The organism is Exiguobacterium sp. EA-TM-5, assembly GCF_053878415.1.
The window spans coordinates 2,665,976-2,678,615 of record NZ_CM132670.1; the positions used below are offsets into that span (position 1 = coordinate 2,665,976).

General features: G+C 44.6%; 13 protein-coding genes. All 13 read right to left on the minus strand.

The features are described from left to right. Window positions 1–27: 27 nt before the first annotated feature. Window positions 28–1,950 (minus strand): LTA synthase family protein, encoded by a 1,923-nt coding sequence (locus tag ACV3PA_RS14085; RefSeq protein ID WP_456125111.1) that lies wholly within the window; start codon window positions 1,948–1,950, stop codon window positions 28–30. Between the two features lie 216 nt (window positions 1,951–2,166). Further along, window positions 2,167–3,117: an ROK family glucokinase gene (locus tag ACV3PA_RS14090; RefSeq protein WP_053452786.1), complete on the minus strand. Its 951-nt coding sequence runs from the start codon at window positions 3,115–3,117 to the stop codon at window positions 2,167–2,169. A gap of 83 nt (window positions 3,118–3,200) precedes the next feature. Beyond that, window positions 3,201–3,404 carry a YqgQ family protein gene (locus ACV3PA_RS14095; RefSeq protein ID WP_053452785.1) on the minus strand — a complete coding sequence of 68 codons (204 nt, stop codon included), beginning with the start codon at window positions 3,402–3,404 and terminating at the stop codon, window positions 3,201–3,203. Continuing rightward, window positions 3,388–4,425, minus strand: a complete 1,038-nt coding sequence (locus ACV3PA_RS14100) for a M42 family metallopeptidase (protein ID WP_456125112.1) — start codon at window positions 4,423–4,425, stop codon at window positions 3,388–3,390. Before ACV3PA_RS14100 ends, ACV3PA_RS14095 begins: the two co-directional genes overlap by 17 nt. 161 nt (window positions 4,426–4,586) lie before the next feature. Then, a complete protein-coding gene (locus ACV3PA_RS14105) occupies window positions 4,587–5,096 on the minus strand; it encodes a GNAT family N-acetyltransferase (RefSeq protein WP_053452783.1) in 510 nt (169 codons plus the stop codon). A 257-nt stretch (window positions 5,097–5,353) separates the two neighbouring features. Then, the gene (locus ACV3PA_RS14110; RefSeq protein ID WP_053452782.1) at window positions 5,354–6,310 is read right to left on the minus strand and encodes an L-lactate dehydrogenase; all 957 of its coding nucleotides are present in this window, start codon (window positions 6,308–6,310) and stop codon (window positions 5,354–5,356) included. Between the two features lie 165 nt (window positions 6,311–6,475). Continuing rightward, window positions 6,476–7,255: a DUF92 domain-containing protein gene (locus tag ACV3PA_RS14115; protein ID WP_456125113.1), complete on the minus strand. Its 780-nt coding sequence runs from the start codon at window positions 7,253–7,255 to the stop codon at window positions 6,476–6,478. After that, entirely contained in the window at window positions 7,249–7,794 is a 546-nt protein-coding gene (locus ACV3PA_RS14120) for a 5-formyltetrahydrofolate cyclo-ligase (protein ID WP_053452780.1), read from the minus strand. Before ACV3PA_RS14120 ends, ACV3PA_RS14115 begins: the two co-directional genes overlap by 7 nt. A gap of 65 nt (window positions 7,795–7,859) precedes the next feature. Beyond that, window positions 7,860–8,009, minus strand: a complete 150-nt coding sequence (rpmG, locus tag ACV3PA_RS14125) for a 50S ribosomal protein L33 (RefSeq protein WP_012369771.1) — start codon at window positions 8,007–8,009, stop codon at window positions 7,860–7,862. 104 nt (window positions 8,010–8,113) lie between these two features. Continuing rightward, window positions 8,114–10,297 carry a 1,4-alpha-glucan branching protein domain-containing protein gene (locus ACV3PA_RS14130; RefSeq protein WP_053452779.1) on the minus strand — a complete coding sequence of 728 codons (2,184 nt, stop codon included), beginning with the start codon at window positions 10,295–10,297 and terminating at the stop codon, window positions 8,114–8,116. Window positions 10,298–10,329: 32 nt separating this feature from the next. Further along, window positions 10,330–11,055 (minus strand): DUF4912 domain-containing protein, encoded by a 726-nt coding sequence (locus tag ACV3PA_RS14135; RefSeq protein WP_456125114.1) that lies wholly within the window; start codon window positions 11,053–11,055, stop codon window positions 10,330–10,332. A 107-nt stretch (window positions 11,056–11,162) separates the two neighbouring features. Further along, window positions 11,163–11,825, minus strand: coding sequence for a phosphate signaling complex protein PhoU (gene phoU, locus ACV3PA_RS14140; RefSeq protein ID WP_050678392.1), 663 nt, complete (start codon window positions 11,823–11,825; stop codon window positions 11,163–11,165). Window positions 11,826–11,843: 18 nt separating this feature from the next. Next, the gene (gene pstB / locus ACV3PA_RS14145) at window positions 11,844–12,620 is read right to left on the minus strand and encodes a phosphate ABC transporter ATP-binding protein PstB (RefSeq protein ID WP_456125979.1); all 777 of its coding nucleotides are present in this window, start codon (window positions 12,618–12,620) and stop codon (window positions 11,844–11,846) included. Between the last annotated feature and the right edge of the window lie 20 nt (window positions 12,621–12,640).

A 12,640-nucleotide genomic window follows, 5' to 3' on the forward strand; every position in this document is an offset into this window, starting at 1 on the left:
CTCGAAAGTAGATTCGTTCTCATCGTCTTATTTTGAAGTTTGCAGGAAACGGAGCAAGTCACCATAGATGACTTTATCTGAGAGTTCTAATTCTTTCTCAGATTGTTTCGTGGACTGTTTACACATCTCTGCTAGTTCCCCATCTACTTCTTCTCCTGTCTTGCGGTCATAACATGTTTCTTGCGTGTAGACCGTTTTGTCTGTTACGACAGAACCGTCACGGAACAACGCATAATCTTTATGTTGTTTCGAGAAGAGATCGGTACCGAACAAGACCTCATTCTTGAAATCATGACCTAACAGGTGAAGCAATGTTGGTTTGATATCGATTTGACTCGCAACATTTTCGTGTTTAACACCTTTCGATTGACCCGGCAAATGGATCACGAATGGCACACGTTGAAGTTGCGCAACATCATACGGTGTTAATTCATCTTTTTTCATAAGCTCTGCCATCGCAGCATTATGGTTTGTCGAAATACCATAATGATCACCATAGACCATGAAGATCGTATCATCCCACGTACCATCTTTTTTCAGACCTTCAATGAATTTACCGAGTGCCATATCTTGATATGCCAGTGCCTGAACGTAATGATTGAGCGTCGTAGAACTCGTCTCAAGCGGTGGTACAAGTTCGTCTTCTGGTTTTGGCATCTCAAATGGATAGTGGTTCGTTAACGTGATGAACTTTGAATAGAACGGACGTGGTAAATCTTTTAACATCGGTAGTGACTGTTCGAAGAACTTGTCATCGAGCAAGCCCCACTCCGTCAAATCTGCTGGGTCCCCTAAATCATAATCCGTCTCCGAGAAGAAACGATCGACGCCAAAGCTATTGTAGACGATGTCTCGGTTCCAGAATGACTTATTATTCGCATGGAAAACAGCTGAATAATAGCCATCTTCTTTCAACATTTCAGGTGTTGCACGGAATTCGTTCTCCCCATTCGTAAAGAATGCAGATCCTCGACCAAGTGGATAGATTGAGTTCTCAAGAATAAATTCGGCATCTGACGTTTTCCCTTGTCCTGTATTATGATAGAAGTTATCCCATGAATGAGATTGCTTGATCAATTTATTCAGGTTCGGTGTAATCTCTTGACCGTTTGGTGCTTTTAAGCCAACTGCAAACGATTGAGCCGATTCAAAAGATACGACGATAACGTTCTTACCTTTGTATTTCCCGAACATAGCAGGGTTCGGTGCAGCATGTTTCGAATCGATGAAGTTCTGCACTTCTGATAATTCAGAGCTATCTGCAAGTGCTTTTTGCGCAGATGTCTTCGACTGGATGAGTGCGTCATACATATGGAAGTTAAATGTTCCAATGTTTTTAACGAGTAATTCCCGGTCAAAAGCACGTGTCAATAATTCTGGGCGTTCTGTCTCAGCAAGCGTCAAGTTTCCAAGGAAAACGACGACTGCTGCAACGAATGCGAGAATCGCACGTCCGCGTGACGCGACGTTTTTTGACATGTCCATTTTCCGTAAGAAAAACGGTAAGATGATCAAATCGCCGACGATTAGTAAGTCAGCCCAGCTTAAAAGGGATCCAAGTGAAGCAGAGACCGTCTCCGCGTTCGAAGTTTGGAACAGTACTGGCAACGTCAGATAGTCATTGAAGAAGCGGAAGAAAATGATGTCCGCATATAAAACGAGTGTCGCGACGAATAGTGTGCCGTAGATGAACCATTTTTGAACATTTCCTCGGAAAAAGAAGCTGAACCCGAACATGAAGAGCGCTGAACTAATTGGATTAATTAGTAGAATGAATGCTTGCGCAGAGTTCGTTACGGGAACGTTGAAGAAAAGTGTATACGCTAAATACGTTTTTAACCAAATCAATAAGGTCGCAATCCAAAAGAGTTTGTGCTCTTTATAAGTGCTGCGAACGCCTTGACCCATCTTTAGGCGCATTCGCGACCAGATGTTTGCGTCTTGCTGCATAAAAACCTGCCTCCTAATTTACATGTGCTTTCTGTTTTCAGTTCACACAACTTACCTCATAATTTACATATACCCATATCACGTGAAAATTTTACGCTTAGTTTTACAAAAATGCAACCGGAATCCGGAAGATACTTAACAATCACATATTTACTATACGTTTGTAAACAAAAAAAAGATTCGCCGAAGCGAACCTTTTGCTGAAATTGAATATTATCATTTTGTGAGGAACATTTGTTTAGCAAGCCATGCGCATCCGATGACTCCTGCATCGTTACCAAGTTCAGCAATTTTAAACGTCGTCGACCCGAAGACCCGTGGTAAAGCAAAGCGTTCGAATTGTTGACGTAGTGGAGCAAGTAACGTCTCTCCCGCTTTCGAAACACCACCACCAATGACGATGATTTCCGGATTAATACTATTTGCTAGGTTAGAAATGGCAAGTCCGAGGTGAAATGTCACCTCTTCCACGACTTCCGTTGCAATCCGGTCTCTTTTCTCATACGCTTCGAATACATCTTTTGCTGTCACTGCCTTGATGTCGTTAAGTAAAGTCTCTTGCCCTTTACGCTTCTCAAGACCAAGACGAGCGATCCCTGTTGCGGACGCAATCGTCTCAAGGCATCCTTTCCGTCCGCAGCCACACATGACGCCACCTTCAGGCAACATCGTAATATGACCGATTTCTCCAGCCATTCCGACTGTTCCGTGTACGATTTGTCCGTTCGTGATTAGACCACCACCGACACCCGTACCAAGTGTGACCGCCAGCAATTCTGTTGCGCCACTACCGGCACCTTTCCACATCTCACCGATTGCCGCAGCGTTCGCATCATTCTCAAGCACTGCTGGCAAACCTGTCAGGCGCTCGAATTCACCGACGAGTTCGAAGTTATTCCATCCGATATTAACTGCTTTTTCGACGACACCTGTATTGAAATCAATAAACCCTGGCGCGCCAATGCCCGCTCCGACGAAATCTTCTGGACGTTTATTGCTTTCTTGACACTTCTCAAAGAATGATTTGGCGATATCCCCTGGAATCTGTACACCGTCATTCAAAATGACTGTTTCAATCTCCCATTTTTCGACGATGATACCCTGCAAATCCAAAATTGCCATCTTGACTGTCGTTCCACCGATATCAATACCGAGTAACCATTTCATTGCTCTGTCTCCCCTATGCTCATATAATATCTACTTGTTCATTTTAACGGACACACTCGTATTGCGCAAAGGGTTGCGCAATCTTAAATATCGTTGTTTTGTGAACGCTTTAATTCATGACGTAAGATGAGTTTTGCTGAATCATACTGACGTTGCTCCAAAACGCCTGCTTCTTGCAATTCATCGAGTTCAAGCATCATCATTGCGATATCGGATGCCCGGTCCCCAAGATAGATGAATGTCCCGTACGTCTTGAGTAACTGTTGAACGTCATACAGTGTCTTCATCAACCATCGGCTCCTTTACATACGCATGTAGCAAATCATAGGTCGCTTGTAACGACGTCTCATGTGTTCGCTCGTAAGAATGGCTCGATTCAATCCCTGGACCAAACAGTCCATGTCGAACGTCATGTCCCGCACGCACTGCTGCCGAGGCGTCCGAGCTATAGAACGGATAGATATCAACTTTATAAGGAATACTATTGCGTTGCGCTAAACGCGTTAACTGGTGACGTAACGCCAAGTCATATGGACCAGAACCATCTTTTGCACAAATCGAGACCGTGAATTCGTCGGAGTGCTGACCATCTCCTAACGCACCCATGTCGACTGCGATATATTCTGCGACTTCTTCTGTGAATCCAGCATTGCCACCGAAGCCAACCTCTTCGTAATTTGAAATCAGGATCTGTACCGTGTGTGGTAGGTCGATGGTTTTCCATTCTTTGATCAATTCGAGCAACAAAGCAACCGATGCTTTATCATCGAGATGGCGCGACTTCACGAATCCTGTTTCTGTATAAAGGAAACGCGGATCGAACGTTACGATATCTCCGACTTCAATCCCCGCAACACGTGTCTCTTCTGCTGTCGTCGAACGAATATCGAGTCGTACTTCGATATTATCAGCAGATCGTTCCGTTTTATTCGTCTCGCGCGATGTATGCACACTTGAATGATGGAAGACAATCGTACCAGAAATCGTCTGACCGTCCATCTTATGAATGAGACAGTTCTCACCTTCGATCGCTGTCCAAGCATATCCACCTAATTGTGATAAACTGAGTCGCCCAGTAGGCAAAATTTCCTTTACCATTGCCCCAAGTGTATCGACATGTGCCGTCAGTAACCGAGTGCGAGTTGAAGCGCCAGGCAAAGTCGCTAAGATGGCCCCTTTCTCGAGTTTTCGATACGTGATCCCTTCTCCGATCAACCGCTTTTCTACATATGTAATCGCTTCTTTCGTCGAACCTGTCGGACTTGGAATCGAGACCAGCTCTTCAATCGTACGTATGACTTCTTTCATATTCATTCGCTCCCTTTCAATCGGACTACAACGTGCTATCCGCTTTGTTTTTATGATAACAAATATTCATTCTTTGTCGGTACTGATATCCTACATGTACCACACGAAAAAGCTGTAGCACTTTTTTGCTACAGCTTTTTCGTCCACACCATATGCTGAACTTAGACGTATTTTTTCATCCAAATATCATCGCGGTATGTGCCATCTTCTAATTTTACAGAGTCTGGGTCTTCAGCATATACCTCAAAGCCAAGCGATTCATAAAGGCTTTGCGCTGCTTCATTTCCTGATAATACGGCAAGAATGACTTGCTCAACGTCAGGTAACTTCTTCGCCTCGTCGATTAATGCTTCCATTAGAGCACGCCCTGTACCACCACGATATTCAGGCGATACATATACTCCGGAAATCATCGCTTTGTGCGATTCACGTGATAGTTCATACGGTTTGACCTGACCAAACCCAAACAACGTATCCCCATCGAACATACCCAGCCAAACCTCATCGGAGTCGGGTTCTCCTTCAAGCCCTTCTTGTACTTCGCGGAGCGGGGTTTGCTGTTCATCATCAAACGAATGACCAAATGCATCTGGATGATTCTTTAATCCCTCAAGGCGTAGATTCCAGTATTGTTCTGCATCCTCTTTAGTTAATTTTCGAAAAGTATACATGACTGTCGGTTCTCTCCTTTTTTGGGTTTCATGACGTACAAAAAAATAACGGAAAAACGCTTCTATCTTTTACTTAACCTTTTTCTAGTAAAATAAAACCTAGATTTTTTCTCTTTTATTTCAGACAAATTGGATCTGATTTTGACCTTACCTTCTCCATTCATCAAAAAAACTCAAGTGCGGACATTAAGAAATGCGTCCAATACTTGAGCTTTTAATCCTCTATTTCGTAAAAATCTTTGTCTTGATATATGATGTTATCCTTGCAAAACGGGTTCAAGTGTCTGACGCAATACCTCAGCAGAATGATGGAATTTTTTTAATTCTTCTTCCGTCAATGAGACTTCAATGATTTCACGAACACCTTGACGATTGATGATTGCCGGTACTCCAATGTGAATGCCGGAGATTCCGTATTGTCCGTCGACATGCGCTCCGACCGTCAACAAGCAGTTTTCATTCCCAAGGATAGCTCGAACGATGCGAACGAGTCCAAGTCCAATCGCATAATAAGTGGCCCCTTTACGCTCGATGATATGATACGCAGCATCTCGGACGTTGATGTAGATTTGATCGAGATCTGCTTGAGAATAACGATCGTCTTCAGCAAGCAGTTCGTCAATCGTCTTTCCATAGATTCGGCTATTGCTCCAGGCTGCAAATTCCGTATCACCATGTTCGCCAAGAATGTAGGCGTGGGCATTGCGAGAGTCAATGTGAAAGTATTCTCCTAGCATTTGGCGCAGACGTGCTGTATCAAGCACCGTTCCTGATCCAAATACGCGAGATTTTGGAAGACCAGAATATTTCCAAGCTAGATGAGCCATGATATCAACCGGATTGGAAGCCACGACGATGATCCCGTCAAACCCGGAATCCATGATTTGACGAATCATTTCTTTCATGATCAACGCATTCTTTGCGACAAGATCGAGTCTTGTCTCGCCTGGTTTTTGAGGAGCACCCGCCGTGATGACGACGACCTCAGCTTCACGGCAATCCGTATAATCACCAGCCCAGATGCGCATTGGTGAAGAGCTAAACGGTGTTCCATGGTTCAAGTCCATCGCTTCCCCTTCAGCCTTTGCTTTGTTGACATCAATGATGACCAGTTCCTCACAAAGTCCGGCTGTTGACATCTGATAGGCAAAGCTTGAACCGACTGCTCCGGCTCCAATAAGTGCTACCCGTGTCACTTTCGCATGTAATTCCATATCGTTATGTCCACCCTTTCATTCGTCCTAAGAGTTTGTTAACTATCTCACAAATAAATTGTAACATTTTTCACATTCTTTGTAACATGTGAAATTAATCACATTTGTCCATTTTGTGTCATTGATATCCTAACATAAGGAATTACAGCTTCGTATACCTTCCAGTTACCAGAATCGGACGATGATAAACCCGATTCCACTTGCAAGACCGCTCGTCATGACGTTCACGGCATCATTTCCAAGAAATCGAATACCTGAGACGTACGTTGTCGGTTGTCCATGATGCTCTCTTTTTTCGGTGCGTTCTCCACAAACCGGACATCGATAAACACGTTGCCACACGGCGCCAAACATCGTATCGAGTAGACTTCCTAGTATACCGATGCCGATCACAAGTAAGACATGTGTCACAGTAAGAGAAAATATCCACTGCGCCGCTAATGCGATGAAAGCAGCTCCAGCAATTGTACCGATCGTTCCGATAAGTGACATCGCTCCACTCGTTCCCGCTGGTACCCGTCGAAATGTTTTTAAAGACCATGGATCGCGCCTAGAAAGTGGACCAATTTCAGAAGCCCACGTATCGGAATTAGATGCCGCGATGACGAATAAAAATAATAACTGATACGCCGTGTCCATCGTTATCGCATACGCTAGTGCAGCGACGAAGGCTACCCCACCATTCGCAAGTACTTGCCATCCGTCACGCGCACCGTCTTTTTCAACGATTGAGTCGACGGATCGTTTTTTAGATTGTCCGACCTTCGATAAAAGACTCGAGCTCCCAAAAAAGAGCAAGAGTACCACTAGTCCCTTCCAACCGAATCCAAATGAGACACCAGTTCCGACGACCATCGTCATGACGGCACCACTTGTCGTCAATAAACGAAAATATCGTCCGACCAAGGCAAGGGCGAGGCAAAATAAGATCGTGACGCTTAACATCGAATGACCTCTTGGTCAGTGACGATGAGGTTGACTGGGATATCGAAAGCTTCCACTTCAAAATCAGGAAGGAGCTGTTCTGAGAAGGCCATTGACACTTTACACCCTGTATAGGTCACGAGTGCTCGATCGTAATAGCCACCGCCCCATCCTAATCGATAACCATCCCGGCGATAGGCACGTCCCGGAACAAGGCAAAATTCTGCTTGATCAAGTGAAGCACGACGTGCCGAGTCAGTCGGTTCAGCAATCCCCATCTGATTTTGTTGTAATTGATCTTCTGGTCTATATTCATAAAAGACCATCTCATCTCCAACTACTTTCGGAATCAAGACGATCTTGTCCTCTTGCCATGCTTGTTCAATCAACATTCTCGTATCACATTCATTTCGAAAAGCTAACGTGATTGCCACACACGTCGCTTGTTGCCATTCAGGTAACAATAAGACATGTTCGTGGATAGATCGCTCCTTCTCCGCGCGATCCTCGATCTGATCGAGCCGTTCTTTGATCAGACGGCGTATTTCTTTTTTATTCATGACTGTCTTCCTTTCTAAAAATCCACAAAAAAAGCCATCACACGAAGTGACGGCTTCCATCTCAATTATTTCACTTCACGGTGAAGTGTGTGCTTACGGAGACGTGGGTTGTATTTCTTCAACTCAAGACGCTCTGGGTTGTTACGCTTGTTCTTTTTAGTGATATAAGTACGGTCACCAGTTTCAGTGCAAGCTAATGTGATTTTAACGCGCATGGGATTCCCTCCTATCTAGCTCTCGATGTATCAAGTGATTTTGCTTTACATAAGGTTAAGCATACTCAAGTATCGTACCAAGAAAGGAAAGGAATTGCAACTGTTCATCCGTTCTTTTTCGGATTCGTCACGTGTTGATATGGTTTTTCAAGGTTCTCTTCAAAACGAAGGGGTTTCTTTTCGACATGATACTCTTGTTCCACCCCGTGGCGTGACTCTTCTCGTTCTAAATAAACAACGGAAGAATGACGTAAAGCATCTCCCTCAAGACGTTTAATGGCGACGACAAGACCACCCGAACGATCTGGTGAGCGCTCACTCTCTAAATCATAGACATTACTGACGAGAGGGATGTTTTTTACTTTCGAAAAAGCTTGCGCGGCTGACGCAGTATCCATATTGAAGTTATGAACGACTTGGAAATCAACGATTTTACTTAATGCTTGAGCCTGACGTAAAAATGCTAGATTTAATGCCGCAAGTTGATTGTACGTCTGAACGAGCGGTAATCCACTTACTTGAACTCCGTAAACATGCACACCATCTTGTAGGCGGTACGCCTCTGCGTGTTCTGTAACGACGTAGACATTTTCTCCAGCAGCTGCGAGTCGTTTAGCGAGATTTTCAGCTGGTCGTTCTGACGTGTCATACTGTCGCACAAACAATAAGATGGCGTCTGTATTCCAAGATTTTTCGCGTTTGACCGCTACATAGTAATCATGCGCCGTCAAGAAGACATCCGGTTCGATATCTGTATCTTGAAGGAATGGATATTCTCGATAACGATCATCCAACCACTCCATCGTCAGCTCTTCCGCATCGAGACGTCGCTCTGTCTCTTCGAAACGAAGAACATGTTCTCGGAAACGATTTGCCGCATATTGTGCCGTCGTCTGACCGTCTAAAATGAACGGCCAGTCGCTTGAGACTGCAAGCAAATATTCTCGAATGAGTTGACGCTTTGCTTTGACAGTCAATGCATCTTGATGACGATTTCGCGCCACGACGCCCGCCAATCTTTTTTCAAGTTGATGAAGATGACGAATCATCCAGTCATTTCGTTCATTAATCCAGACTTCCGCATATCCTTTACGTCCCCATGTTCCCATTGCAACATGAACAGTATCGATATCTTGGAAGTGACGTTCAAGGAAAGTAGCAGGTGAGATCGATTCAATTTCTTGATCTTCTAAACGCTCCATCGCTTTACCGAGGAAGTCAGGTCCTTCAAACCACCAGTGACCAAACAGTTCCGCATCGAATGGTGCTGTTACAAGAAACGGTGGAAAATCTTGTGCTTGATACGTATCTAAATGTTCGCCGAGTGCTTGTGCGAAATCTGCTGCGTGCTCACTCGTCCGTTGCCACGCCCAATCGCGAACGTAGTAGTCTTTTTGATCCGTTTCACCGGTTACACGATGCAACTTCAACCCGGTATCGTATCGTAATCCTTCCGGATGCATGAATTCGGCGATTTGATCCCATTCACGATCATATGCAAGGTCCCGATAAAATTCACGGTAATCCGGGTGACCTGGGTATCCGATGACGGAACTCCAAATCTTTCCTGAGATGATTTGATCGCGAGGGAAAAGTGCTACGCCGTGCGGAGAATAGACGGGAGCTCCGATTCCGTGTGCTGGTGACGGATCCGCGTTTAAAATCGAATGTTCGTCAACAAACGTGTAACGAATACCTTCCTCATACAAAATACGATCAAGGCCAGGCGTATACGCACACTCTGGCATCCAAAGACCAGATGGACGGAATCCGTAATGGCGTTCGAAACAATTCAACCCTGTCTGAATTTCAGATCGTGCCGCTTGTTCAGATAACATGTGTGGACTGAAACCGTGTGTCGCTGTACAGGTAATCAAGTCAAGGTAACCTTGTTCTTTGTAATGACGGAAGGCACGATTCAAGTCCTTTTCCCAGTGAAGGAACGTATTTAATAGATCATGATACCGATCTTGATAGAACATAAGAGCATCTCTTTCTTTTTGATCGAGGTCTCGCTCTAGTTCTTGATTGATCAATCGCAATGTATCCTCGATATGCTCAATATAACGCTCTTGAATCAATGGGTCTGCCAACATCTCGATGACAGGTGGTGAAATACTGACTGTCCATCCGAGCGGACGTGACAAACGATCGACTTCCCAGAGCAACGGGATATAAGTTTCTGATATCGCTTCGTACATCCATCGTTCTTCTAGACGATGTGCCTCTTCGTGACGGATATATGGTAAGTGTGCATGTAAGACGAGTGAAAAATATCCTTTTCGCATAGCTTCTCTTCCTTTCCCTCTCTCTAATTCCATTACCGGACGCGATCGAAATAGGAATACGGACGTAATACTTCGACCCATTCCGGTTGTTCGACCTCTCCATATTGCCAATGTTGGACGACTTCAGCGAAACGTCCATCTGTGACTGCTTCGTCGCGCGGTGTCTCAACGGGTTTCGAACGCAATACTGGAACGAAGTCCCCATCAATCGTTTGAATGCCCCATTCAATGATGTATGTAGTATTCGGGGTTACCGGTCGTACGAACCAAGCGTTCGTCATCTCCGGTAGTTCAAACTGGTACGTTCGGTTCGCTTGTCCTTGTTCGTAATCAACGAGAGTGACATCAATGACGCGTAACTCTTTTCGGAACGAATCGAACGATGTATGGTAATGCGTCTCGAGTAACTGTTTCGACAGTTCAGACAATTCCCAGTAGACGTATAAAGCTGTCGGTGACTGAACGATAGCATGAAGAATATCATCTTCATAGTGCGTCGCCATTCCAAATGCGTCGCGCTCTAGTGATGGCATCACTTGTACAGACGGTACGACATCAAGTACTGGTGCCGTCGATTTTTTCGTCTGCTTGACCGTTTTTGATTTTACTTTTGGTGCTTCTGCAGAAGGTTGTTCTGTTAGTGATTTACGGTATTTAGTCCAAGCATATTTGATCTTTCCTTCAGTCGTATCTAATTGAGCTGCGATTTGTTTTATTGTCAGCCCTTGTTCTTTCATTTTAATGATTTGCTCAAGCATTCCCAATCACCTCTCTGTCATTATTCACTTCTTTCCTATTCTACAAACGTGTTTCGAATCCCTTTACAAAAAAAGTAGGCAGAGGAAATTCCTCCTGCCTACTTGGTTCATCCGTTTAAATCATAGTGTTTTCCTTTTTCGAGATAGATCAGATGCTCACCGACGTTCGTCAAGTGGTCACCCATCCGCTCGATGTAGCGACAAATATTCGTAAACTGCATGACTTCATCGACGACGATCGGTTGCAGGGACATATGACGCATATACTGACGAAGCGCCTTATATGTCGTCTCATCGATGACGTTATCAAGATCAGACAACGCTTTTGCCTTTTCGACGTCTCCGTCACGATAGGCGACGATTGCTGTTTCCGTCATGTCTAGTAATGTCTCGAACGCTTCCTTCAATAAGGAGATATCAATGACGTATGGGAATGTCTCGACGCGAAGAACCGCTTTTGAGATATTACCTGCATAGTCAGCAATCCGTTCAAGATCCGACGAAATTTTCATCGCCGTGATGATTCGTCGTAAATCCGTTGCAACCGGTTGTTGCTTCGCGATTAAGAGAATCGCATCATCATTGATTTCGAGTTCAAGATCATCGAGTTCATTATCGTTCTCGATGACACCTCGCGCGATGTCCTGATCGTATTTTTCGAGAGCTTCTGCCGTCGTTGCGATTTGTTGCATCGTCTTACGTGCGAGTAAAAAGACTTTTTGATCAAGTATTGCAAGGTTTTCTCCAAAAATCGTACGGTTCGCTGCCATTCGTCTCGTCTCCCCTTCTTATCCGAATCGTCCTGAAATATAGTCTTCTGTCCGTTTGTCACTCGGATTTCCAAAGATCCGATCTGTTTGATCGAACTCAACAACTTCACCATTCAAGAAGAATGCCGTTTTGTCCGACACACGTGCAGCTTGTTGCATGTTGTGCGTCACGATGATGATTGAGTAATCTGATTTCAACTCTTGAACGAGTTCTTCTACTTTTAATGTAGAAATTGGGTCAAGTGCCGATGTCGGTTCATCCATTAGGATGACGTCCGGTTCGATTGCGAGACAACGGGCGATGCAAAGACGTTGTTGCTGACCACCAGAAAGGCCATAGGCATTTTCGTTCAAGCGATCTTTAACCTCGTCCCAGATTGCCGCACGGCGTAAACTACGTTCAACGATCTCGTCGAGGATTTTTTTGTTTTTGACACCATGGACACGAGGACCATAGGCGATATTATCATAAATCGATTTTGGGAACGGGTTCGGTTGCTGGAAGACCATTCCGACAGACGTTCGTAATTCTTCGACACCGTACTCTTTATCAAAGATATTACGGCTGTGATACTCGATCGCACCATTCGTCCGTACGATTGGAACAAGTTCAACCATCCGATTCAACGTTTTGATGAACGTTGATTTACCACAACCCGAAGGTCCGATGATTGCCGTGACTTCATTTTTCTTGATATCTAGATTGACATCTTTTAACGCATGGTCATCTCCGTACCATAAGTTCAAGTCTTTCACGTTATAGACGCTTTCGCGTGCTGCTACTGGCTGGTTCATGCGCTCCGCCCCTTCTGTAA